Origin of the sequence: Pontibacillus chungwhensis BH030062, assembly GCF_000770675.1 — a bacterium.
Lineage (GTDB): Bacteria > Bacillota > Bacilli > Bacillales > BH030062 > Pontibacillus > Pontibacillus chungwhensis.
In genome coordinates, this window is the sequence record NZ_AVBG01000008.1 from 107,639 (window position 1) to 130,810 (window position 23,172).

A 23,172-nucleotide genomic window follows, 5' to 3' on the forward strand; every position below is an offset into this window, starting at 1 on the left:
TCTACATGGCCTCTCCCATATTAATCCTCGTCCTTAATGTCTGGGTCTTCTGGGATTGGTTCATTTAAGTAGTCTTGTATATATTGGCGATACTTCTCGACTTGTTCAAAATGAGTTGTAAACTGATTTTGGTTAATCAGATAGTCTTCACCATCAAATATAGAACGGATTCGCCCCGCCCTTACAAGCTTTTCAATATATTCTACAGGCAACTCTAAGTACTCTGCTGTTTCTTGTATAGATAAATACATGCATTCACCTTCTACACTTCAGTATCGTACGTTCAAATTACCAAAACTAGCACAAAAACACAATTGTTCGGTATATGTTCATCAAATCCTTGTAGAATTGACACTAGTTTTGTCGAATCGACTATAAAGCGCTTACTCTTTTTGCGAGTTATGATACGTTTAAACTAACACTGCACTCCATCCAAACTTATTTTGGCAATCATCATGCTTCTCCACAAACGTTTCATCATTTATTGATTAAAAGGAGCGATTTATATGGAACTTGATCAATTAGAAAGAGAAACATCTACACAAGAAACGGATTTAAAGGAACAAACAAAACCTTATTTAACTGCCTTAATCGGTTGGAGTCTACCTGCTATCGAAGCAGCCGCTCGACTAAACCGACCATTTGTCGTAGTTGGACCTCCAGATTTTGAATCTTATGCGGAAAAACATGATATTGCTTTTGTTGGGTGGGACTTTCATAAGCTAAATGAAGGATCTGACTTATTGTATAAGAAGTTAAAAGCACTAGGTGCGGAATTAGCCGTTCCTCTTTACGAAGAGTGTGTAGAATGGGCTGGCGCACTAAACGCCCGTTTTAGAGAAGAACCACGGATCTTCAACAGATCCCTATTGCTACGCGACAAAGGAATGATGAAGCGTAAAGCTCAAATTGCCGGTATTAAAGTTGGAGTATTTGAAGAAGCACGCTCAATCGAAGATGTGAAATGGTTCTTAAAGCGAGTAAATGAAGCCTTACTTAAAATTGATGGTGATGTGTACGACCCAATTCACGTTAAGCCTCTTGATAAAGCAGGGTCTGTCGGTCACTTAGCCATTAATACAGAAGAAGATGTTGAAAAGCTTCAGGATCAGGACTTCCCTTTACTTATGGAAAGTCACTTAGACGGTCAAGAGTTTTCGTGTGAAGCTTTTGTTCATAAAGGCAAAGTTCGTTTCTTAAACATTACCGAATACATTCGCTTAGGCTATTCCAATTTCGTCCCTGCTTCTCCTTCATTAGAAGAGAAGCGTCCTCTCATCGAAAAAGCTGTTCAACAACTCGTCGATGCGTTCGAAATCGAGTATGGAGTCATTCATCCGGAATACTTTATAACTCCAGATGGAACCCTTCACTTCGGGGAAGTTGCTGCACGAGTTCCGGGTGGACATATTTTTGACCTGATTGAAAAAGCGTATGGATTTAGTGCGTACGAAGCACAAATTCTATGCAGCGATCCAAATACCACAGATGAAGAACTAGAACTCTTCTTCCCTAGCCCAACTGATTTTGACGGTTATGCAGGATGCTTGATGGTTCATCCAAACACAGATTACGTAGAAGAGTTGAACATTCCAGAAGAGCTTGAGGAACATCCGTTTTTTGAAAAGCACGATCTGTTTACGCCTCCTCAAGGGAAAGTAGCGGAGCGAATCGGCTTTGGCAATCACTATGGAACGATTTTCTTCCACGGAGAGGACAGCGAAGAAATGCGTCGATTACTACAGTTGTACGAAGAATATAATTTCTACCGTTAAGTTTCTAAAAGTAAAGGGAGAGTAAATATGGCTCAACGTACTGAAGATCTAGTCGAACGTTTCACACATGCTTTACAAGCTTTAGAAAAAGCTGCACCTTTTGCAAAATCAAGATACCAAACGGACGTGTATCAGGAAGCCAACCGCCTCCTTCGAACGGAAGATGGACTTGAGCAACTGTTTCATTTTGCTCACCGGTTTGAAGAAATAGGCGTCTTCCAAGATGGTCCTTGGGAAAAGGCTGAAAATTTACAGCCTCCTCTTGTTTCAGGATCCTTAAAGGCTAAAGGCGTACCGATGATTATCGAGATCTTAAGCGAATTACGGATGCTTGCGATTGCCAAAGGTGCCTATACTCATCCAAAAATTTCAGCTGAAATAGCAGAGGAGTTTCTGAACGAAGTATTAGCTTTAAATTTAAACCTCCTTTTCCCTGATGCTAGTGAAAGTGCTCGTATTGAAAAACACGAAAACGATGACTTAACAAGCGAAGTCTTTCAATTTATTGCAAGCTATTTATCTAACAATGGATTAACCAAAACACTTGTGTCTGAGATTACAAGAATAACGGCTCAAAGACCCATAATGATTAAGCGCGTGGTCTCCATGATCAAAATGGGGAAAGAAATGCTCAAGTCAGATCTTGAATATGAAGAAAGAGAAGCTTTACTTACTTATATAGAAGCCATTGAAGGCCCATCTCCGGTCAGTCAGCAACACACTGATTTGAGCGCTTACAGAAGTCGTTTGCGCGAGATGTCTCAACAAGAGCTTCGATCTGAATGCGTTGCAATGGCCGCCTCCTTACGCAAAACAGGTCTGGCCTGCCCGCATCACGCAACCCTATTAAGAGTTCTATCGAAAAAAGTCCCTACCCTTCTTCCGTATGCCCTTCAGCTAAGCGGGAAAGGAAAGGCGAATCTAGAAGAACACCAAGAACTTGTAACCCAGTTAATTAAAGTAGCGATTTTTCCGTCCACATGCCAATCCATTTACGGCCTGGCCCTAATGCTCGAGCGCGGAGTGTTATCCTCCTCCCCTGTAATGCCTGGGCTCAGAAGACTTATTGAACTAGACATTCTCCCAGATGTCAGGACAGCTCTTTTGAAAACCGTCCGAAATGGGGAGGGAATGACAGCAAATAGCATTCTCGTCGCCGGTGTCATTAGCGTACTCGGTCAACCACTTGGGGTCGGTCAGGGATTTAATCCAACTTGCCAGGCAGCCAGAGGCATTAGCCTTTGGGCCCAACACGCACCAGGCGTCTTGCTCGATTTAATACCACGTGCAGCCCGTGATGGGGATATTGACTTTACCTTTGAAGGTCTACCAATTCATTCAAAAAACCTTAAAGGAGGTCTAGCACCAGAGTTGCATACAGAACTAGATCCCGTCTCACTCGTCCTAGTTCCTCACCTAGACCGGATCTATAGTGAAATGATGACCAAAGTTGCCCTGCGCGGTGAAGATGGTCACAGATGGGTGAACCCATCCTTTTACGGCGACTGGGTACCAAAAGGATTCAGTACCGTCATCGATCCACTCACTGGATTTATTAACGACTTCTCTGGATTTGTGCGTCTATTCTATGCGACCCACCATCCAGATTATAACGATGACTACGAACTGATTTACCCGAACCCAGTCGGAATCTTTATCACAAACGTACGCGGAAAATTACTCGGCTTCCACGCCGTATCGATCATCCGAATCGCCAAAGACCCAAACAATCAATACCGCGTCTACTTTTACAATCCAAATAACGACAGCTCACAAAACTGGGGACAAAACATAGAACCAAGCGTCATGGGCAACGGGGAACAAGAAGGCGAATGCTCCTTACCATTTCACGAATTCACATCACGCCTCTACGCCTTCCACTACAACCCATACGAACAAGGCGACGCCTACGCAGTAGAACCCCACCTCATCAACCAGGTTAAACAACTAGCAAAAGAGAGCTGGGGCGAGGACTATACGTGGGTATAAAGAAAAGCACAGGCGGGGTGATCAGTTAGAAGAGGAAGTTCGACTAAGTTCGCCACATCCTGTGGCAACATCGAACGACCCCACGTCGTGTGGGGCCGGATAAGCAAGCTGCCGGAAGTGACGTTAGTCACTGCAGGTAGATTGCTTATCACGCTAGGGGCTAGGAGCCGGAGCTGGATCTCATGAAAAGCACAGGCGACTGTTCAGCAAAAGAGGAAGTTCGACTAAGTTCGCCACATCCTGTGGCAACATCGAACGACCCCACGTCCTGTGGGGCCAAAAAAGAAAAGCTGCCTTCTTTAAAGAAGGCAGCTTTTTATCATCCTTTTAAATATAACTCTGACGTTTCTCAAAATAGTGTCGAATGCCGTTCCCTAATAAGTAAAACCCAACCACAAAAATCGTAATCGCACCCGCCCCCGCAAAAGGGACCCAAACACTACCAAATACATCAGAAGTAGCTCGTTGGAAAAGAACAGGCCATGTATGAGAGGTGTTAATAACTTTATAAGCCGGTGTGGTCACTGACGCTATGGCTTCAATTTTATGACTGATAAATACCTGAATTAACCCGAGCTGACCGATCACAAACATTACACGACTAATATCGAGCGATATGTTCACCGCCATATGAGGAAACAACTGGGGAAAATAATAACGCCGCAGCATCTGAAATGGCGTATTTCCTGATGTAATGGCTGTATCCATAAAGGGCTTATAGGAGATTTCTTCTGTTTGCTTATACAACACATCTCCCACCCTCCCCACTTCTACAACTGCCAATATGATAATTAGCCAAGTTGTTCGATGCGGTGAGAAATACAAGTAAGGCATCGTAATAAAGAACAACACGATAAAGATCATAGGAACAAAAGATAATGTATGGTTTAAAAACTGCAAAACCCTACGCACTCTCCGGTAATAGAAAGCTCCAAGCCCAAGGGGAATTGCTAAACAGTAACGAATCAGAACAACGGACAGCACCACCGCTAGCACCTCTTTTGTCCCCACCACTAAACGACTCAAAATGTCTCTTCCGTAGTGGTCAGAACCTAGCCAATACTCGCTAGATGGAGGGAAAGGCGGGATCTCTATCTCCCCATTCTCTGTAATCATCATTCCCTTTTTTTCGATATCTTCATCAATAAATGGAAGGTAGGGGCCTACAAACGTTACAAATAGAAGTCCTACAAGGAATATGATCCCTGCTAGTAATTGTTTATTTAGCTTCACGAGGATGAACCCCCTCTACGCAAGAGCTGATATGCTGCTAGTTTACTAAATAGTTGAACAATCAGGAGCACCCCTGTGAATACAATAATATATTCAATAACAAGGGATGTATCAATAGACTGAGGGCTCCCTACTGTAAAGCTCCCTCTAACGTGGAGTGCTTTATAGAACCGATAAGCAGCTCCCCGGTAGGATGTAATCAACTCTACGATAAATAAATTTGATAAGATATAGAGCATGATCGTGTTCAAGTGGCTTGTAATGGCAAGCCAACAGTTACTAAGCATATGTGTCCAAATGATCTTGAAGCGATGTGTGCCTTTACTGAGCGCGGTACGTATGTAATCTTCGTTAGACTGTTGCTCTAAACTCGAATACGTTAATCTCGCTATATAAAAGGTTGGATAAATGGCCAAAAACACAATACCGACAATTTTATTTGAAACCTCCTCACTTCCATATAAACTAATACGCGGAAACCCATAATGGGCAAGCGTAATAAGAGCTACCTGGATCATTAATAACAAGAAGAAATCAGGAACTGAAAGAAAGAACACAGTTGTTTTCTCCCCCAAAAACTTGAGCTTTCGATGCTTCACATAAAAATCATAGATTCCTTTCAACACTCCTAAAATAGAACTCAAGATAAAACTAGGAACAATAAGCCACATGCTTTTCTTCAAATACCTCCATACTTCATACTCTACAGAGTGAGTATGGATGGTTTCTCCTAAACTTTTATGTTTCCATGCATACTGAATCAAAGTCGTCACATTATTCCCGTAAGCCTCCCAAGAAAAATCCGTAATTCCTTCTTCGTATTGTTCCATCTGCTCTTCTCTAGACAGCGACCGGTCGACCTCGTGGTTCCCCCTTGGTATAAGAACGACTAGGATCAACACCAGGGTCACAGAGAGCCAAATTCCAAACGTCTGAACTATAACCCGCCACATCAGTATACAAATCCCTTCTATCAGAATATTAGCTTAATTACATGATGGTTCAACAATATTTTCCAAATACCTTCAAAAAAATCCAATCTCTATATTCACTTAGCCGAATCATGAATAAAAGATAGAAAATCAAAAGAAATTGCCGCTATTGTAAATAAAACGAGCGTATTTACGACACACCTTTAATTTTCAGACTATTCTTTAAATCATTAGCGCATACAGATATTTAAATTTTCTGACTATTATGAGATACTTGTACACAGATTTATAAAATTTGGAAGGGGATGTCCATTAGGTGAAACGTTTATTTGCACTTTTTATCACAATTCTATCAATTGCTGTACTAGCAGCATGTGGTTCTTCAACTGACTCTAGTGGGGATGCAACAAACGGAGATAGTGGAGACAGTGGGGACTCTGGAGAGAAAGAGACCTACACGGTTGCTACAGATGCAAACTTTAAGCCTTTTGAATATAAAGATCCGGATACCGGAGAAATGAAAGGCTTCGATATTGATTTAATGAAAGCCATTGCAGATGAAGCTGGCTTTAACGTTGAATTCAAGTCTATGCAGTTTGACGGACTTATTACTGGAATGCAGTCCGGGCGCTATCCACTTGCCATTGCTGGGATCTCTATTACAGAAGAGCGTAAGGAAAGTATTGATTTCTCAGATCCCTACTATGATTCTGGCTTAATCTTAATGGTTCAAAGTGATAACGAAGAGATTCAATCAATTGATGATGTCGATGGAAAAGAAGTCGGCGTTAAGACAGGAACAACGAGTGAAGCATACTTAAAAGAAAATACAGAAGCAAAGATAAAAGCTTTCCCTCAGATTATCAACGCTTATATGGACGTTCGAAACGGTCGCGTTGATGCATCTTTATATGATAAGCCAAACGTCGAATTCTACATTCAAGAAAGCGGCGAGGGTGAGTTAAAAACAGTTGGTGAAACCCTTCAAGGTGAGTCTTACGGTATTGCAATGGAAAAAGGCTCAGACCTTGTAGAACCTGTTAACGAAGCGCTTGCTACTCTGAAGGAAAACGGAACTTACGACGAAATCTACGAGAAATATTTCGGGAAAAAACCAGAGTAATAGAAGTCAATTAGGTTCATAACACCTTAGAAGGCACAACAGAAAGCGCGACAAGTTATGAACTTGTTGCGCTTTTCTATTTCGTACTTAATTAAGGAGCGATTAATCAATGTTTGATGCTATTATGGATTCTCATTACATTCGAAGTTTTCAAGCGATCTTCCCTGAAGGACTTATACTCACAATAGGAATTACATTGGCTGGTTTATTTTTCGGCTTTATCATTGGAGCTATCGTAGGTCTGGGACGTTTATCAAAGAAAAAGATTATCAACTTACCCTCTCTTTGGTTTGTAGAGATTGTTCGTGGTACTCCGATGCTTGCTCAAATTCTTTTTATCTATTCAGGACTTACAGAAGATATTATCGGTTTCAACATCGGAGCACTTCCAACTGCCATTATTGCAATCGCTATAAATGCCGGCGCTTATATTGCTGAAATTGTCCGCGGTACGGTACACTCTATTGATAAAGGACAACGTGAAGCAGGACGTGCACTTGGGTTAAGTGAGCGGGAGACAATGCGCCTTATCGTATGGCCTCAGGCTTTTAAACGAATGATTCCTCCTCTTGGAAACCAATTTGTTATCAGTTTGAAAGATACCTCTTTATTTTCCGTTATCGCCATTGGTGAGCTCTTATATCTCGGAAAACAGTATTACAACATAACGTATTCTCCATTTCAGACGCTAATTGTTGTCTGTTTCTTATACTTATGTATCACAATCCCTGCCTCATTTTTCTTAAGAAGATTAGAAAGGAAGCTTGACGTATAAATGATTACTGTAAAAGATCTACACAAATCGTTTGGTAAAACAGAAGTCTTAAAAGGAATTGACGCGAAAGTTGAGGAAAGTGAAGTAGTCTGTGTAATTGGTCCCTCAGGTTCAGGGAAAAGTACTTTCCTAAGGTGCCTGAACCTCTTAGAAGAAGTCACCTCTGGTGAGATTGAGATTGATGGAGATGTCTTAACAGACCCGAAAGTGGATATTAATGCTGTACGTTCCCAAGTTGGAATGGTGTTTCAGCACTTCAACCTATTCCCACACAAAACTGTATTAGAGAACATCTCACTAGCTCCTATTAAAGTAAAAGGCCTGTCTAAAAGTGAAGCGGATAAAGAAGGGCAAGCTCTTCTTGATAAGGTAGGACTTGGTGACAAAGCAAATGTCTATCCTGAGAGTTTATCAGGTGGTCAAAAACAGCGTGTGGCCATTGCTCGCTCTCTTGCCATGAATCCAAAAGTCATGCTCTTTGATGAGCCAACTTCTGCTCTTGATCCAGAGCTAGTCGGAGACGTTCTTCAAGTTATGAAAGACCTTGCCGTTGAAGGTATGACTATGGTTGTTGTTACCCACGAAATGGGCTTTGCCCGCGAAGTAGGTGACCGTGTTCTCTTTATGGACGAAGGCATTATTATGGAAGAAGGGTCTCCATCTCAAATCTTTGATGACCCTCAAAATCCTAGAACTCAGTCCTTCTTAAGTAAAATATTATAAAATCTAAAAAGCCTAAATCGTATATACGATTTAGGCTTTTTAGTAGGCTCTACTCCTAACTCATCATCTGCTCTACGACCCGAACCGCTTTCCCCTCAGAACGAGGGATGGAATTCGGTTTGTTCACACGTACATCGACAGAGACGAGACAGTTATTTTTCATGATGGTCCTAATCTGTCTTGATAAGGTTGCGCATTTCTCATGCTTCAGATTCTCTCCGATACTCCCATAGAACGCTTCATCGACCTCCACCTGCAATTCAACTTGTTGCATGCTTCCTTTACGCATTAAATGCAGCTGATAATGAGGAACAATTCCTTTTACCTGCAATAGAAAATGTTCAATCTCAGAAGGAAATACGTTTACTCCCCTTATAATAAGCATGTCATCGATTCGACCTTTCACTCTCGACATGCGCGCTGTCGTACGCCCACAAGCACAAGGCTCACGTGTAACCGAAGCGATGTCACCCGTACGGTAACGAATGACTGGAAAGGCCTCTTTCGTTAAACTTGTAAAGACAAGCTCTCCATCTTCACCATCCGGCACTGGCTGCATTGTTTCAGGGTCAATGACCTCAACGAGGAAATGATCCTCAGCAACATGAAGACCATCTTGTGCTTCATGACATTCCATAGCCACACCTGGCCCTAACACTTCACTTAGACCGTATATGTCGCACGCTTTAATATCAAATTTCTCCTCAAGCGTGCGTCGCATCTCCTCAGACCATGGCTCTGCTCCAAAGATGCCATATTTTAAGGAAGTAGCACGTGGATCTTTCCCCATAAGTTCCATACGCTCTGCAATATTCAACATATACGAAGGGGTACCACAGATTACCGTTGGCTTGAAATCCTCAATCAGCGTAATCTGACGTTCGGTATTCCCACCTGAAACAGGGACGGTAGCCATCCCTAACTCTTCACTTCCAAAATGGAGGCCAAGCCCGCCTGTAAATAAACCGTATCCATAAGCATTATGCAGAATTTCCCCCTTCTTCCCACCCGCTAAAGAGATCGCACGAGCAACAAGATCAGACCACATCTGTACATCCTTCTTTGTATAGCCAACAACAGTCGGCTTTCCGCTTGTCCCAGAAGAAGCATGCAGACGCACCAGTTCACTACGATCTACTGCGAATAACCCAAAAGGATAATGTGCACGAAGGTCCTTCTTCTGCAAGAAAGGAAGCTTTTGAACATCCTTAACTGTTTGAATATCACTCGGTTTCAGGCCTAGTGCATCAAATTGTTCCCTATAAAACGGAACATTCTCGTAAACTCGTTGAACAGTAGCCTTAAGACCATCTAGCTGCACTTGTTCCATATCACTTTTTGAAGCGCTTTCATTTTTGTGCAAAATCATGTATCTTCCCCCATTTTCGCTTAGAATCATTCCTAAAACCAGGCAGACAGAACCCAAACGTATTGCACTAAATTACCGGAATTATATTTATCGTTATATTATCTACTTACTAACTTATCTTGAAAGAAAAGGAAAGTCAACAAGTAATCAGAAAATTAAATCTTTTATACCGGGCACACTTTGCCTTTTGTTTATTCATCTATGAGATAATACCTTTATAGAAGGCTCTGTTACTGTTTAGTGTTGCTTTGTTCTAAGCCTAAGCCCCCTTATGTGGAAGACTCGAAGTTGAGACATTTTAGTATGGAAAGGGCCGTTACCATTATGAGTGCTTGGGCTTGCTCGGGGACAACTCGCTTTCCTGCGGGGAGCTGGGAAGCCTCCTCGTTCGCTTTCGCTCTCTGTGGGGTCTTCCCGAGGCTCCTTTTCCCGCGGGAGTCTCGCAGTCCCCGAGCAAGCCCTGACATTAAAAGGGTGAACGGCCCCACAGTTAACACCAGGTGGTCTGATGTCACCCTACATGGCATGTTTTCGTTCATCCTTATATGGCAAAGGTGGGCCTGGAAACTGCGAGACTCCCGTGGGCAGAAGAGCCTAGGTGAGACCCCGGAAACCGGCTTTGCCGGGAGAGGAGGCTCACCAGCTCCCCACAGGAAAGCGAGTGGTTTCCAGGCCCACCTTACGCTCAATTGAAGTTAAAGAAAACATTCTCTCAGCTTCAACAATCCTTCCCGATTCTTGAACAAGCTTGTTATAAAGAATAGCAACATTAAACTTTAACATAGCCTTATAAAAAAAGAGTAATGAGGTGTTACGATGAAGAAGATTTTTTACGGAGACAAAAAAGACCAATTTGGAGAAATAAGACTCCCAGAAGGAGAAGGCCCTCATCCCGTTGCGGTTGTTATACACGGAGGATTCTGGAAAGAACAGTTCCAGGTGGATCTTATGCATGATGTTGCAGAAGACCTAACCGCTCAAGGCTTCGCTACTTGGAATATTGAATATCGCCGCGTTGGACAAGATGATGGCGCATGGCCTAATACCCTTTTAGACGTAGGGGCAGCGTTCGATTACGTACTTGAGCTTTCAAAAGAATATAATCTAGATACCACCAAAACCATTACCATTGGTCATTCAGCTGGCGGTCATTTAGCGATGTGGCTTGCAGGTCGTCATAAGATTCAGACGACAAGCGATCTTTATGTAGAACATCCCCATTCTGTAGCAGGAGCTATGAGCCTTGCAGGTGTAGTCGACCTTGAGACAATGCACGACGTCCACCATTTCAGAGATACTTCTATGGGAGCAGAACCAAACAACCCTGTTGCCGATTTATTAAAAGGCAGCCCTAAAGATGTATCGGAACGAATAAAAGCAGCCTCACCGCTTGAACTGCTTCCCTTTAACGTTCCGCACGTCCTTGTTCACGGCGCACTAGATATACATGTTCCTATTGGAATTAGCTCACGATACCATCGCATCGCTGAAGAACTGGCTGAATTTGTGAAGTTTGTAGAACTTACAGAAGCCGAACACTTTATGCTGATCGACACAAAAACAGAAGCATGGGCCGCCGTACGAGAAGAAGTGGACTTACTTCTAAAGAGCATATAAACAAAAAGGCATTATATTGAAGACTCAGTCTGAGACAAGGGGGTGGGCCGTTACATTTAGTTATAGGTGAGTTGTCTAGGGAACGACTCCCTTTCCACGGGCAGCCCCACACGATGAGGGGGGCGTTCGACGTTGTCACAGGACGTGACGGTTTTAGTCGAACTTCCTCTTTCTTTTTATCTCTAGGGTTCTCTGTGGTTCTCATCGACCTAGAAATGTGTAGGCGTGGTGCCTAGGATACAGATAAGACATCTTTTCTCGCTATGTCCCTTCTCGCCGGAACTAGGCTTCTTCCCTTATACGAGTCTCCCTGTTCCCCAGCCAGAGTGATTTCCCGAACCACCTTACACTCAATAAAATCAAACGGAAATATCCTCATACAAACACCATTCAGAGCCCAGTGAATAAGATAAGAGCGTTCACTACAGGAGGCGATGATATGGAAAAGTATTTTAAAGCACGCTTAAAAGGAAAAAACGAAGTTCCACCAGTTGAATCTGAAGCGTCTGGCTTTGCAAAATTTGTCGCAAATAAGCATGACACAAAAATTAAATTCGTTTTAAAAGTAGAAGACATTGAAAACTTTGTTCAAGCACATATCCATTTTGGCGATCGTGACCAGAATGGGCCTGTTGTAGCCTTTTTATTCGGGGCAGACCTTGATACACTACCAAACCAAAACGGCATCTCTACTCGTATGGGTGTGGTAACAAGCATTCTAAGGGATGAAGACATTGTGAAGAATGACGTCGGCATTCACTCCATTGCTGACCTCCTCGATTGTATGAAGAAAGAATTAACTTATGTGAATGTCCATACAGAACAAAACCTTGCAGGGGAGATTAGGGGACAAATCATACCTATACATGATAACTAATGGTCTATAGACGATCTGAGTCAAATCAAGATAAGTAAAATAAGTTTTCCGGCCATGCTCTCTCATTTTCTAGCCATGCGCATCTGCGTTTGAGCATTACTCATCTCTATTGACCAGTGGCCAAATTACAACAACGAAAAGCCTGCACCTCCTATAGGAGATGCAGGCTTTTTCTACGAATACCACTTATGCCACATATTATCGTTACGCCCTCTTACGAAACAATCCACTCGTTTCCTTGCCCATGAGACTGCCGCAGGGCTTGAGCGGATACCACCTTGTGGAGCACCGAGGTCTTTCCAATTACTCCATCTCGTACCTTTCCATGTTTTCTTCCACAAACTATTGTTATCACCTCGAACGAAGCAATCGATTCTGTTCGAAGACCACGATGAAGCTGCTGGTGCATTTTCAAATCCACCACGAGGAGCGCCAAGATTCTCCCAGTTGCTCCACCTAGAACCATCCCACCATATATGCCATAGCTGATCAGTACGACCGCGCACGAAACAATCAATTCGATTCGGCCCCCATGACACAGCACCAGGACCATCACGCAGCCCGCCTTTAGGGGATCCTAAGTTCTCCCAGTTGCTCCACCTGAAACCATCCCACCACTTGTGCCACATGTTGTTGTCTTCACCTTGAACAAAACAATCTAATCGGTTTGCCTGCCATGATGCCACAGATGGGGCTCCTTTCATTCCTCCTGGAGGCGTACCAAGGTCCTCCCACTCGTTCCACCGGGAACCGTCCCACCACTTATGCCACATTCGTTCGTTGCGCGCACGAACAAAACAGTCAATGCGATTTTGCCCCCATGAGACAGCAGCTGGGTAGCTCCTAAGACCTCCTCGTGGTGCGCCAAGGTTCTCCCACTCCCTCCACCGGGAACCGTCCCACCATTTATGCCACATGCCGTTATCGTCCCCCCGTACGAAACAATCCAACCGATTGGGCTGCCAAGAAGCTACTGACGGCGCTCCTTTCATTCCCCTCGGCGGAGAGTCAAGGTCCTCCCATGACTTCCAACTAGCTCGATAGGCTGGCTCAATCCCATCTTGTACTACAGGCTGATCGGCATATAAAATTGGAACTTGCACTGGATCATAATAAACAGGTTTCTGCTCGGTTCCATAGCCTTCCTGTCCAGCGTATCGGGCATCATGGTAATAAGGAGTTTGAAAAGGATAATAAGGATACATATGATATCCATTCTGATTCCACATTGATGTCCCTCCTATCTCAACTCATCTATACATGATATGCCCATGGAGGAAGGATTAGAGGTCGTCCATTGGAAAAAGTGTCTCACTCCCCTTCTTTTTCGAAATCGGGAAATTTATTATGACGAATAAGGTCATAGATTACCCTCCCATTGCTCGGCTGACCATCAGGGTAATACACAGGAAGAAAATCGAATAAGACAAAGTAAAACGCATAGAAAATAAACTGAGTCCAGAACGATTCCATAGGGATCCCATCTATCGCCAGAAGAGCGTTCACTCCAATTGCTACCACTACATTACTTAATATGGGCGCAGAATAAATGACGATATGAGCCCATTTCTTATCAAATTTTAAAGTATCATAGCTACACCAACTATACATAAAATAGTAGCGCCGCACTTCAAAAACTCCTAAATTAAATACCTTCGGCCCACATCCTACCGTTACCTTAGAACTGCTGGCCCCCAATAAATAACTCGCAATTAAATAGCCCCCTTCCCTAATAATGGATACAACGGGCAATATAATAAATGCTGATAAAATAAGTTTAATTACACCTGCAAATCCAAACATGTTTTCTTACTCCTTTTCTTTCATTCGTTTTATCCACAAAAAAAAGCCGAAAAGACGTCATATGACGTCTTTTCGGCTTATGTCTAGCTCTATAGTCTAGCTCATTTCCACCTACATCGGTTTATTCTTTTGAATAATTAATGTTATAAAACTCTGATCCAACTGAAAATCCCAGTCTACAAAAAGATCGATTATCGTGACACCTAATATAGATTCATAGAGTCGACGATCGAGCATGTCTTTCTCTAACCGTCGCTTACTCAAGCGAAGCGGTTGCTCATACCCTGATCGAATCAATTCTTTCTCAATATCAACTAGGATACCCTTACGCTGAATAACAAGCGTTCGATCGTTTAAATAAAGAGAATTCGTTTCTTCCGGCTCTTTCTCCACCTGACGACTTACACGGTTAATCTCTTCATGGAGCTTCCCTTTGGCCGGATATTCATCAAAGTGTTCGTCCTTGTTTGCTTTATCTTCTGACAGTACGCCAAGAATAATACCCGTTCGGTTTTCTAACGACCAGTCATAATATAAGTTTTCAACGTGAAGGTCCGCCACAACCGTTAACGTAGCCTTCAGTTCATGTAAGACTTCTTTCATTAAGAGGTCCCGCGTCTCTTCCACCTTCCGATCGTGACCTTGACTTCGCAGGACACGCTCTGTCGGGGTGAGGAAATCACGAAGATAAAATGTAATAAACGGATGCTTAATCGATACATAGACAGAAGCTGGTCCTTTGCCATAATGCTCTCGTAAAAGCTTCCCTGTATAACTCGCTAATTCAGCTTGAACAGACTTCTCCTCCATATCTCTCAACCCTTTTCTTTCGCAGTTTCTACTATCATCTGATAGATATAATTACCACTTAAGAAAACAAGCTAAACAAATCGTTTAAGAAGCGTTCAAAAAAGCCAAAGAAGGCTGACCCTCAATGGCTTAGGTAGACAATTGTGGTTTCTATTATAGGAGAAAAGTTTGTTCATCTCTCCCAGGGCTATTATAACGCTTCTACCATTATTTTTAAATAATAATGTTAAATGTTTCCGTTACTTTTGTGTAAGAGGAAAATGGTCCGAGACCATATTCATACTTATACCTGAGAGGTTTTAGAGGATGGACCTTTCAACGGCTTCATTCCTTTTACTGACATAGGTGTGTGTTGTTTTTTCTGGTTTAAGTAAACGTAGACAGCTCCCACAAAGAAACCTCCGCCAATTATATTGCCGAGCGTTACTGGAATGACGTTATGCATGAAGCCTTCCACCGTTACTAAGGCTGTGTGGGGAGAGGATAGCGCGATTGAGAACAGAGCGATATTGGCGATGCTGTGTTCATAGCCTGAAAGGAAGAAGGTGAACACAATCAGAAGCATAAGAATAATCTTTGAGACATCTTCCTTTACTTGCATAGGAATCCATACTGCTAAACAGACGAGCCAGTTGGCTAATATAGCTCGGAAAAATAGCTGAGAGGTTGGGACGTTCATCTTCTTCTCAGCCGCTGCAATGAGAAAAGATTCTTCAGGAATAATAGATTGAAAGAGACCTGTGAAATAGATCATCCCTGTGAAGAACAAAATGCCTACCACATTACCTCCATAGCAATAGCTCCACACTTTAAGCGTATCGAACCAAGTGGTCTCCTTCTTCAGAGAAGAAACGGTCATATACATTGTATTGGACGTAAAGAGCTCTGAACCCCCGTAAATGATCAAACAAAAGGCAATTCCAAAGAACAATGCGTTAATGAAGTAAGTAGATGATGCATGTTGCTCGTAAAAAGGCTGAGCTAGCTTAAAAGACAAAATCACAGCAAATCCGATATATACGCCAGCTAAGGCTGCTCGTATCAGGTAATGACTTGGATTCTCCTCAACCATTTCCTTCTTCCCCAACGCTTTTTGTACAACTTGGTGGATCGTTTTCTCTTCCATATCCATCACCATCCGTCCATTTTGTGAAACTTTTCACATTTAATCATATGCCTGTCTAAGAAGAATGGCAACCTTTATCACCAATTTGTAATATATAGAAAGGAATAGTGTTTTCTTGTTGATTTTAAATTGACAGCTCCACTTTATATGGTTCTCAACATGAAAGAAACCTCCCTTATTTTTAAGAGAGGCTACATTTCGTTCATACTTTTAGTTATTCTCTAGCTTAGCCGAAGCAAAACCGAGCGCACAACCGAACAGGGCTCCGCCTAATACTTCCACAGGTTGATGTCCAAGAAGCTCCTTTAACTCTTTCTCTCGCTCTACAAATTCAAAGCTCGGGAAGTCACCAGCTAAAGAAGCAAAGCTGTCCTCTAACTCATTTACTAGGCGAGCGATCTCACCAGTATGTCGCCTTATTCCTTGAGCATCATACATAACAATCGCTCCGAAAACCGTGGCTAGCGCCGTTTCTGTATGACGGGCCCCCTTATGAGAAGCTAAGTACGTAGCTAAGGCACAAACCCCAGCCGAGTGTGAACTTGGCATTCCACCTGTCGTTGCTACCTGCTTCCAGTCCCAGTTGCCTGAAAGTTTCTTATGGGTTAAGATTTTTAGCCCTTGAGCGATCCCTATTGATGATAAAGCTGTCAATATTCCTCGATTCATCTTCTTCATATCTTCACCCTCCGTAACATCATCTTCATTCCAGTCCTTTATTTCTAATAATCCCATACCCCAAAATGAAAGAAGTTAAGCAGGAGATGATGTCACAATGTTTATTCATAGTGACAGATACGATCTTGGTGTATAGCCTTAAACTATCCACCTTCCAAAACTTGCACCAAGCCCTGTCTGCCAAAAGTAAAGAACCACTACCATTACACATAACCAAGAGACCCTCCAAACCTTTCTATCACGCATAAACTGCAGGAGATAGAATGCCCCCCAAAGAGCAAAAGAAAGGACAATCGTTAGGATAGCTGAAAGATTGATCCCTCCTTCACTAATACCAAAAGCGAATAAAACTAGTAAATTCATAAACAACAACAGTAGTAAGATTATAATATTGTAAATATGAAATGCCCTTTTACTCATCATACATCCCCCTTTAAAAACGAACACCTCTTTTAAGGCACTGGATACACTGAAAGGCTTGCAACGAAGTATAGAAACAAAATTACATAACAGGCTCCATTCAACAAAATACCAAAGACCGAATAGGAGAACTTCTTCCGGAAACGCGCTAACCCTATTAGCCCGCACAGAAGACCTATACCAGGGAGCGGCATAAAAAGTCCTCCCGGTAAAATCATTCTCTCCGTTAATACCAAGGCGTTTAGAAATACTAAGAAAATGAGCGCAAGGATAATAGAAGCCATACCAAAACGCGTTTCTGACTGCCTTGTATTGCCTCCCTTTACTTGTAATTCCACAGGCGCACCTCCCCAACTTTCATATTGCGAATCTCTCGCCTTTCCTTTAATGAAAGCAACTCCTCAACGGGACCTGTAATGACAGCTCCATACACTTCGACTCCGTTCTCATCCAAATAATCATTTCGCTCCTTCAAATCAAGCCACTTTGTTCGAGCAATATCAGTCGCCTGTTGTTCATAATCCTCTAATTCTTTCATTACACGCAGAAACTGCTCCTCATTTGAATTGCCACGATCGTCAATCCCTTCTCTTGGAGACCAGTCCCGTGCATTCGATTCTGAAGGGTATCCGATCGGTGTCATATAACCACCCTCTACACTTTTCCCATTCTGCTCAAGCCCCGTATTAACTGCAAACCACTGCCAATCTGTCCGCATCTGTCCAAGCAGTTCTTTTATATCACTTTCTCGATACAACTGATCAAACGATATATATACTTCAGCAACCGTTCCATCAGGCAACTGCTCAAGCTGATCCCAACCTGATGAAGGTGCGTACTCATCAGGGTGATAGAGCTTCTTCTCCTCAGGACGCGGAATATCTAGAGGCGGGTTTTCTATGACATAGTTACGATTGGGATAATCGGGATAGTCTACACGATTCAAGTCGTAAAGAACGTCCCATTCTCCAATCCTCACTTTCTCACCCCCAACTTGCTTGTAAAGATCCATTGTGAAGGACATGTTAAAGAAATGATCGTTTACGTCTAACTGACCCTCCCCTACAGTTACATTCGGTTCCGTCAGATAGACTGTTTTCGTTGTGAGATCAACGAGATCGCTTGCTTTACCGACGTAATAGATTTTACTGCTTAGCCCAAGAAGGGGAATGATGAGCAACAAAATAGTCAGCACGGTAGCGATGATCGAGAAGCGCTGGTGAAACCACCCCTTTCGGATGACCTCCTGACTATTAATTTCTGTATGATCCTCCTCTTCTTGCTCATCAAGGAACGATTGATACACATCGAACTTATCAAGCTCTCTTTCCATTTCTGCTTCTTCGTCAGCTGACAATTGTCCCTCGTGATAACGCTTGAGTCGCTCCTTAAATTCATCTGTCATCGCTCTCCCGCCTTTCCTTGATTTTCTTCTTAAGCTTTGTACGTCCTCGGAATAGATGACTTTTGCATGTATTTTCTTTAATAGCAAGTACCTTGGAAGCTTCCCGAATCGATAATTCATTCACATCCACCAATAGGATAGCTTGCTTCTGAGAAGAAGGTAGTTCATCCAACCATTTATAGAAAGTTCTCTGCATCGACATGTTCATCGCTTGATCTTCTGGCGTATAAGAATCTGACAATGTACGAAAATCATCGGGGTCTCTAGGACGCACCCGCTTTGTCTTCCGGTAATCATCGACAAACGTTCGATAAGCAATGGTAAACAACCACGGCTTCATTCGCATCGGTGGTTCAGCTCCAAGCGTATGAAAAGCTTTAATAAACGTTTCTTGAGTCACATCTTCTGCCAGGTAAGGGTCGCCACAAAGCGATAAGATATAACGATAGACGTCTTTCACATAACGTTCGTAATAGTCCTCAATCTCCATGACTTCCCTCCCTTCTGATACAACCACGTTTACATAACAGGAAAAGTTTCACATATCACAAAAAAGTTTACAATTCTTTTCTCTAAATCATGGACTAAGGAAAGAGGAATGGTATAAATGTTTCTACCAGAAACATACTAAACGTGATGAAAAGGAGGGGTTCACATGGCAAAGAAGACGAAGAAAAACGACGCAGAGCAAAAGCATAAAAAAGGGTTCGATCCAAAGAAAATGGACGTGGAATTCGGACAAGAAGTAGCAGGAGAATTCGGAAGCGCCGCAGCGAACAAAGCACATAAAGAATCAGCTAAACGCGCTCGCAAATCCAAGAATCCTGAACAAAACTAAAAAAAAGGACTTCCTAATTACAGGAAGTCCTACTCTTTCTTACGCAAGATCCCATTATCAATACAGATCTCCGCATTAAATTCTTTATATCCTACTTCTTTAAATTGAATCGTAATGGCATCGCCGCCGTACTCTTTAATAACACCAACGCCGAATTTTTGATGCTCCACTTCTCGTCCAACCTCAATCTCATCCCATCCAAGCAAACTCTCATCAGATAAATCGGGAGCTGGACGTTTACGTCGTGTTACAGCTCTCTTCTCATCAGGAAACTTGGCAATTCTGCGCACGTTGGTCACAAACTGCGACTCAGATACACGCTCGTCCCCTTTATACCCATAAGTCAACAGCTCCAAGTGAGTACGTGCACGCGTCATACCAACGTAGAAGAGGCGAACCGCTTCTTCCATCGGGCCATATTCTTTCTTCCGATAGCTATCCATGTCATCCTTCGAAGGCACAACCCCATTAATCAGGTCAATCATATACACCTTGTCATACTCAAGTCCTTTGGCGCTGTGGAACGTGGTCAGGGTAAGCGAACACGAATGCTTATTATATTTAGACGTTTGCACCAATTGTTCAAGCTCCTTCAGACGGTCTGCAAAACCTTTTAAAGAACCGAGTCCTTCAGCAATCTCTTCAAGCGTATTTAAAATCGTGAACAAATGCTCGCCGTTAAAGCCGAATTTCTCTACCATCTTCTGAATGGCTTTATCATACCCAAGTCGGTCTCTGATGGCACGGATTGCTCTCGCTGGTTCCATCTTGTTCATCTCAGCGAATAGCTTCTTCGCCTGCGTCACGTTTTTCTTCTGATAAGAAGGGAGCTCAGTTTCAAGAAGGAGATCAAAGACTGATTCTTGCCCGCTGCGGCTTCTGAGAAACGCAATCTGCCTCTTTGTGATATACGCATTAAACTTCGTATGAATTCTCTCTAGAATATCAACGCGGCGATCATTATAAGTGAGTCTCATAAAGTTCAAAATATCCTCAACAATCCAATGTTTAAAGAACTTCGCATCAATATCTTTCATATAGAAGTCAATCCCTGCTTTACTAAGCTTATCCGCAAGGGGTACTGCAGAGGCATTATTCCGATACAATACAGCAACCTCTTCTTCTGGTCCACTTTGTTTCACTTGCTCTGTCACGTACTTTAACTGATCCTCGTAGCTGCGCATCGCTTTAATCGCAATCGGGTTCGCTGAAGGGTTCTCCGTGAACATTTCTTTATGAAATCTGTTCTGATTCCGCTTAATAAACTGATTGGAGACTTCAACAATCTCAACTGAGGACCGGTAGTTCTGCGACATTGTGAGTACAGTCGCATACGGGTACGTCTTCTCAAACTGAAGAAGCTTCGTCACATCAGACCCGCGCCACATAAAGATTGACTGGTCATCATCGGCCACGACACATAAGTTATTTTGAGGCTTAGCTAGTAACTCAACAATCTCATGCTGAACAACTGAATTATCCTGGCTCTCATCTGTTAGAATATATTCAAACTGTTGCTGATACCTGCTCAGGATCTGCGGATCATCCAACAAGCTTTGATGGCAATAAGTCAGCATATCATCAAAGTCGAGCAACAAGGAGCTCGTATATTCTTTCTTAAACCGCTCGTAAGACTCATAGATGGAAGCTGCATTCTTCACATTTGCTTTCACTTTATAAAGCTCTTTCCCACTAAGCATACGGTTTTTTACATAACTAATATACGTCATCAGCTCGTCCATCTCATCATCAGAGATTTGGGTTCCGTTCTCATCTTCAAAGAGTTTCTTTAAGATAAACTTCTTGTGAAGAGGCACATGCTCCCCCTGGAATCCTTTCTTCCACTCGTCCTCATTAATCTGTCCCTCGATGAGCTGAAAGTCTTGCCCCTCTTTCCTTAAAGCCTCCCGGACCACCTTGAAAGCAAAGCTGTGGATGGTTGAGAAATGAACTTTATCACTAGTCAGATCAGAGAAGAATTCGTCAAAGCGTTCTGACATATCCTGAGCCGACTGCTTACTGAACGTAATTGCCATAATACGATCGGGTCTAACCTTCTTCTCTAACAACAAGTACCCGATCTTCATATTAAGAGTTGTGGTCTTCCCCGAACCCGGTGAAGCTAATAACAGAAGCGGCCCATCCGTATGCAACACAGCCTGCTGCTGCACCTCATTCAACCGAACGCCTGTTGCCTCTTCCATTCTTGTAAAGAAATCCATTAAAGCCTCTCCCTTTCCTTTCATGTAAAAACAAACGAAAAGAAAAATAGATGGAAGAAGGCACAGCATCCCTCTTCCATCTATTCCTCTTACACGACATGTCTCGGCCTATGTCCTACTCGTATTATATCTTCTATCTCTATGAGATTCTACCTCTTTTAAGGTGGAAAGCTATGTTAAAATAAACTAATATAAGCAGAACCACGTAGGAGTGAACGACCGATGGATAAGAAGGATATCGCCGGAATTCGCCGGCAGTTAAAAGTCGATAATGATCTACTTAAGATCCAGAACATCTTTAACGTCTATATCATGAAAGAAACAACAGAAATTTATCACCACCAAAGTCAACCATTTGAACTACTAGAGCGAGAACAGCAAGAACTGTTTATGAACAATTTTAAGAAGTTGCTAACAGGAAAGCTCGATGAGAAGTTGTTTGAACTAAAATTTCAACGAGAGGCCGAGAATCATACGCAGCTTATTTTACATAAAGGCCTGTTAACCAATAATGTCCAGGACTGGATGCAAGAAATGCTCTATATGACGGAGAAGATGATCGCAGAACGCCCTTATGAACACGATGTAGTTATTACATTCGTCCGCGCAGAATATCTGAAACCAACGCGTAGAGGAAGTTCAGAATCTGAAGAAAGCGACCGGGATACTGTATACTCCCATCCCTTCATCCTTTGCAGCGTGAACAAAACACAAGATCCGAAGAAGGAATATCAATTCGATTATGTACAGAAAGAGTTTAAGTACAACATTGAAGTTGACCCTGTTGTTGATTTGAATACGCCAATGGGCGGCTTCCTCTTCCCTACGTTCACAAATCACTCAGCGGATGTGAACCATATTCTTTATGCTTCTGGGAAAGCGCATGAGCCAGACCTTCATTTTGTAGAAGAAGTGCTAAACGGTGAAGAGCCAATGACGGCTATGGAGGATAAAGCGGTGTTTGAAGAAGTGATTCGCGATGTCGTGGGTGACCAAATGAACCCTTCTACGCTCGGTAACGTTTATCGTGAAGTCAATCAAGTTGTCGAGGACCATGAAGAAGGCGAAGAACCACCGAAGCTTGATTACAGAGACGTCGAACGCGTTCTGACGATGAGCGGTGTAGAGCAGGAAAAGATTGATACCGAGAAAATTAAAGAATCCTTTAAAAGGTACACAGAAAACGATAATTACGAACTAAAAGCAAGTAGTATCGTACCGAAATATAAGTCAAAATCCATTAAAATCAACACGAAGCTCGCCAACATTTCCATTAGCCCGCAAGACTTAGAACACGTCAAACAAGTCAATTTCGACGGCAGACGTTATCTTATGATTGAGCTAGAAGAAGACGCGGAAATCGAAGGCTTTAAGATGTTACCAGAAGCCTTTGGCGGTGCCACAAAAGCAGAAGAGAAAGAAGAAGAGGAAGACCGTTAACGGTCTCCCTCTTTTTT

23 protein-coding genes are annotated in these 23,172 nt (G+C 42.7%); 9 read left to right on the forward strand and 14 right to left on the reverse strand.

Annotated elements, in window-relative coordinates:
• Nucleotides 1–20: 20 nt before the first annotated feature.
• A complete protein-coding gene (locus N780_RS11640; RefSeq protein ID WP_036784092.1) occupies nt 21–251 on the reverse strand; it encodes an excisionase family DNA-binding protein in 231 nt (76 codons plus the stop codon).
• A 255-nt stretch (nt 252–506) separates the two neighbouring features.
• On the opposite strand from N780_RS11640, the gene N780_RS11645 reads away from it, so the two are divergent.
• Both N780_RS11645 and N780_RS11650 read left to right on the forward strand, forming a co-directional pair.
• Nucleotides 507–1,775: an ATP-grasp domain-containing protein gene (locus N780_RS11645; RefSeq protein WP_036784094.1), complete on the forward strand. Its 1,269-nt coding sequence runs from the start codon at nt 507–509 to the stop codon at nt 1,773–1,775.
• A gap of 27 nt (nt 1,776–1,802) precedes the next feature.
• Nucleotides 1,803–3,764: a hypothetical protein gene (locus N780_RS11650; RefSeq protein ID WP_036784098.1), complete on the forward strand. Its 1,962-nt coding sequence runs from the start codon at nt 1,803–1,805 to the stop codon at nt 3,762–3,764.
• 327 nt (nt 3,765–4,091) lie between these two features.
• Here the strand turns inward: N780_RS11650 and N780_RS11655 are convergent, their stop codons facing one another.
• Together N780_RS11655 and N780_RS11660 are read right to left on the reverse strand one after the other, a co-directional pair.
• The gene (locus N780_RS11655) at nt 4,092–4,997 is read right to left on the reverse strand and encodes an ABC transporter permease subunit (RefSeq protein ID WP_036784101.1); all 906 of its coding nucleotides are present in this window, start codon (nt 4,995–4,997) and stop codon (nt 4,092–4,094) included.
• The gene (locus N780_RS11660; protein WP_084599548.1) at nt 4,994–5,950 is read right to left on the reverse strand and encodes an ABC transporter permease subunit; all 957 of its coding nucleotides are present in this window, start codon (nt 5,948–5,950) and stop codon (nt 4,994–4,996) included. The genes N780_RS11655 and N780_RS11660 overlap by 4 nt, the downstream gene beginning before the upstream one ends.
• A 295-nt stretch (nt 5,951–6,245) precedes the next feature.
• On the opposite strand from N780_RS11660, the gene N780_RS11665 reads away from it, so the two are divergent.
• The 3 genes from N780_RS11665 to N780_RS11675 all read left to right on the forward strand — a co-directional run bounded on the left by N780_RS11665 (nt 6,246) and on the right by N780_RS11675 (nt 8,550).
• Nucleotides 6,246–7,052: a glutamine ABC transporter substrate-binding protein gene (locus N780_RS11665; protein WP_084599550.1), complete on the forward strand. Its 807-nt coding sequence runs from the start codon at nt 6,246–6,248 to the stop codon at nt 7,050–7,052.
• Between the two features lie 109 nt (nt 7,053–7,161).
• Nucleotides 7,162–7,827, forward strand: coding sequence for an amino acid ABC transporter permease (locus N780_RS11670; RefSeq protein ID WP_036784105.1), 666 nt, complete (start codon nt 7,162–7,164; stop codon nt 7,825–7,827).
• Entirely contained in the window at nt 7,828–8,550 is a 723-nt protein-coding gene (locus tag N780_RS11675) for an amino acid ABC transporter ATP-binding protein (RefSeq protein ID WP_036784108.1), read from the forward strand. It begins immediately after the preceding gene.
• 55 nt (nt 8,551–8,605) lie between these two features.
• Here the strand turns inward: N780_RS11675 and N780_RS11680 are convergent, their stop codons facing one another.
• Nucleotides 8,606–9,919 (reverse strand): phenylacetate--CoA ligase family protein, encoded by a 1,314-nt coding sequence (locus N780_RS11680; RefSeq protein WP_036784111.1) that lies wholly within the window; start codon nt 9,917–9,919, stop codon nt 8,606–8,608.
• Nucleotides 9,920–10,735: 816 nt separating this feature from the next.
• On the opposite strand from N780_RS11680, the gene N780_RS11690 reads away from it, so the two are divergent.
• Nucleotides 10,736–11,536 (forward strand): alpha/beta hydrolase, encoded by an 801-nt coding sequence (locus tag N780_RS11690; protein ID WP_036784118.1) that lies wholly within the window; start codon nt 10,736–10,738, stop codon nt 11,534–11,536.
• A 439-nt stretch (nt 11,537–11,975) separates the two neighbouring features.
• A complete protein-coding gene (locus tag N780_RS11695) occupies nt 11,976–12,413 on the forward strand; it encodes a CHRD domain-containing protein (RefSeq protein ID WP_036784120.1) in 438 nt (145 codons plus the stop codon).
• A 173-nt stretch (nt 12,414–12,586) separates the two neighbouring features.
• Here N780_RS11695 and N780_RS11700 read toward each other — a convergent pair whose 3' ends face one another.
• The 9 genes from N780_RS11700 to N780_RS11740 all read right to left on the reverse strand — a co-directional run bounded on the left by N780_RS11700 (nt 12,587) and on the right by N780_RS11740 (nt 19,145).
• Nucleotides 12,587–13,642, reverse strand: a complete 1,056-nt coding sequence (locus N780_RS11700) for a PLL family lectin (RefSeq protein ID WP_052115036.1) — start codon at nt 13,640–13,642, stop codon at nt 12,587–12,589.
• An 82-nt stretch (nt 13,643–13,724) separates the two neighbouring features.
• Nucleotides 13,725–14,216 (reverse strand): hypothetical protein, encoded by a 492-nt coding sequence (locus N780_RS11705; RefSeq protein WP_052115037.1) that lies wholly within the window; start codon nt 14,214–14,216, stop codon nt 13,725–13,727.
• A gap of 111 nt (nt 14,217–14,327) precedes the next feature.
• The gene (locus tag N780_RS11710; RefSeq protein ID WP_036784122.1) at nt 14,328–15,026 is read right to left on the reverse strand and encodes a Na-translocating system protein MpsC family protein; all 699 of its coding nucleotides are present in this window, start codon (nt 15,024–15,026) and stop codon (nt 14,328–14,330) included.
• 283 nt (nt 15,027–15,309) lie between these two features.
• Nucleotides 15,310–16,152, reverse strand: coding sequence for a formate/nitrite transporter family protein (locus tag N780_RS11715; protein WP_036784327.1), 843 nt, complete (start codon nt 16,150–16,152; stop codon nt 15,310–15,312).
• A gap of 210 nt (nt 16,153–16,362) precedes the next feature.
• The gene (locus N780_RS11720) at nt 16,363–16,830 is read right to left on the reverse strand and encodes a divergent PAP2 family protein (RefSeq protein ID WP_036784329.1); all 468 of its coding nucleotides are present in this window, start codon (nt 16,828–16,830) and stop codon (nt 16,363–16,365) included.
• A gap of 138 nt (nt 16,831–16,968) precedes the next feature.
• Nucleotides 16,969–17,250: a hypothetical protein gene (locus N780_RS20390; RefSeq protein ID WP_036784124.1), complete on the reverse strand. Its 282-nt coding sequence runs from the start codon at nt 17,248–17,250 to the stop codon at nt 16,969–16,971.
• 32 nt (nt 17,251–17,282) lie between these two features.
• On the reverse strand, nt 17,283–17,588 hold the full coding sequence (locus tag N780_RS11730) for a hypothetical protein (RefSeq protein WP_036784126.1): 306 nt from the start codon (nt 17,586–17,588) through the stop codon (nt 17,283–17,285).
• A complete protein-coding gene (locus N780_RS11735) occupies nt 17,573–18,655 on the reverse strand; it encodes an anti-sigma factor C-terminal domain-containing protein (RefSeq protein ID WP_052115038.1) in 1,083 nt (360 codons plus the stop codon). Before N780_RS11735 ends, N780_RS11730 begins: the two co-directional genes overlap by 16 nt.
• Nucleotides 18,645–19,145, reverse strand: coding sequence for an RNA polymerase sigma factor (locus N780_RS11740; RefSeq protein ID WP_036784128.1), 501 nt, complete (start codon nt 19,143–19,145; stop codon nt 18,645–18,647). Before N780_RS11740 ends, N780_RS11735 begins: the two co-directional genes overlap by 11 nt.
• A gap of 165 nt (nt 19,146–19,310) precedes the next feature.
• Here N780_RS11740 and N780_RS11745 point away from each other — a divergent pair, with 165 nt between their 5' ends.
• A complete protein-coding gene (locus tag N780_RS11745) occupies nt 19,311–19,493 on the forward strand; it encodes a hypothetical protein (RefSeq protein ID WP_036784131.1) in 183 nt (60 codons plus the stop codon).
• 29 nt (nt 19,494–19,522) lie between these two features.
• Here N780_RS11745 and N780_RS11750 read toward each other — a convergent pair whose 3' ends face one another.
• Nucleotides 19,523–21,715: an ATP-dependent helicase gene (locus N780_RS11750; protein WP_036784134.1), complete on the reverse strand. Its 2,193-nt coding sequence runs from the start codon at nt 21,713–21,715 to the stop codon at nt 19,523–19,525.
• Between the two features lie 222 nt (nt 21,716–21,937).
• Here N780_RS11750 and N780_RS11755 point away from each other — a divergent pair, with 222 nt between their 5' ends.
• Nucleotides 21,938–23,155, forward strand: coding sequence for a DUF4317 domain-containing protein (locus N780_RS11755; protein ID WP_036784136.1), 1,218 nt, complete (start codon nt 21,938–21,940; stop codon nt 23,153–23,155).
• Nucleotides 23,156–23,172 lie beyond the last annotated feature (17 nt).

Coding starts and splice junctions, on each gene's coding strand:
- N780_RS11695 (WP_036784120.1), top strand. CDS start 11,976: ATGGAAAAGTATTTTAAAGCACGCTTAAAAGGAAAAAACGAAGTTCCA.
- N780_RS11755 (WP_036784136.1), top strand. CDS start 21,938: ATGGATAAGAAGGATATCGCCGGAATTCGCCGGCAGTTAAAAGTCGAT.
- N780_RS11650 (WP_036784098.1), top strand. CDS start 1,803: ATGGCTCAACGTACTGAAGATCTAGTCGAACGTTTCACACATGCTTTA.
- N780_RS11710 (WP_036784122.1), bottom strand. CDS start 15,026: ATGGAGGAGAAGTCTGTTCAAGCTGAATTAGCGAGTTATACAGGGAAG.
- N780_RS11690 (WP_036784118.1), top strand. CDS start 10,736: ATGAAGAAGATTTTTTACGGAGACAAAAAAGACCAATTTGGAGAAATA.
- N780_RS11740 (WP_036784128.1), bottom strand. CDS start 19,145: ATGGAGATTGAGGACTATTACGAACGTTATGTGAAAGACGTCTATCGT.
- N780_RS11640 (WP_036784092.1), bottom strand. CDS start 251: ATGTATTTATCTATACAAGAAACAGCAGAGTACTTAGAGTTGCCTGTA.
- N780_RS11750 (WP_036784134.1), bottom strand. CDS start 21,715: ATGGATTTCTTTACAAGAATGGAAGAGGCAACAGGCGTTCGGTTGAAT.
- N780_RS11735 (WP_052115038.1), bottom strand. CDS start 18,655: ATGACAGATGAATTTAAGGAGCGACTCAAGCGTTATCACGAGGGACAA.
- N780_RS11705 (WP_052115037.1), bottom strand. CDS start 14,216: ATGTTTGGATTTGCAGGTGTAATTAAACTTATTTTATCAGCATTTATT.
- N780_RS11670 (WP_036784105.1), top strand. CDS start 7,162: ATGTTTGATGCTATTATGGATTCTCATTACATTCGAAGTTTTCAAGCG.
- N780_RS11700 (WP_052115036.1), bottom strand. CDS start 13,642: ATGTGGAATCAGAATGGATATCATATGTATCCTTATTATCCTTTTCAA.
- N780_RS11675 (WP_036784108.1), top strand. CDS start 7,828: ATGATTACTGTAAAAGATCTACACAAATCGTTTGGTAAAACAGAAGTC.
- N780_RS11680 (WP_036784111.1), bottom strand. CDS start 9,919: ATGATTTTGCACAAAAATGAAAGCGCTTCAAAAAGTGATATGGAACAA.
- N780_RS11715 (WP_036784327.1), bottom strand. CDS start 16,152: ATGGAAGAGAAAACGATCCACCAAGTTGTACAAAAAGCGTTGGGGAAG.
- N780_RS20390 (WP_036784124.1), bottom strand. CDS start 17,250: ATGAGTAAAAGGGCATTTCATATTTACAATATTATAATCTTACTACTG.
- N780_RS11745 (WP_036784131.1), top strand. CDS start 19,311: ATGGCAAAGAAGACGAAGAAAAACGACGCAGAGCAAAAGCATAAAAAA.
- N780_RS11660 (WP_084599548.1), bottom strand. CDS start 5,950: ATGTGGCGGGTTATAGTTCAGACGTTTGGAATTTGGCTCTCTGTGACC.
- N780_RS11645 (WP_036784094.1), top strand. CDS start 507: ATGGAACTTGATCAATTAGAAAGAGAAACATCTACACAAGAAACGGAT.
- N780_RS11720 (WP_036784329.1), bottom strand. CDS start 16,830: ATGAAGAAGATGAATCGAGGAATATTGACAGCTTTATCATCAATAGGG.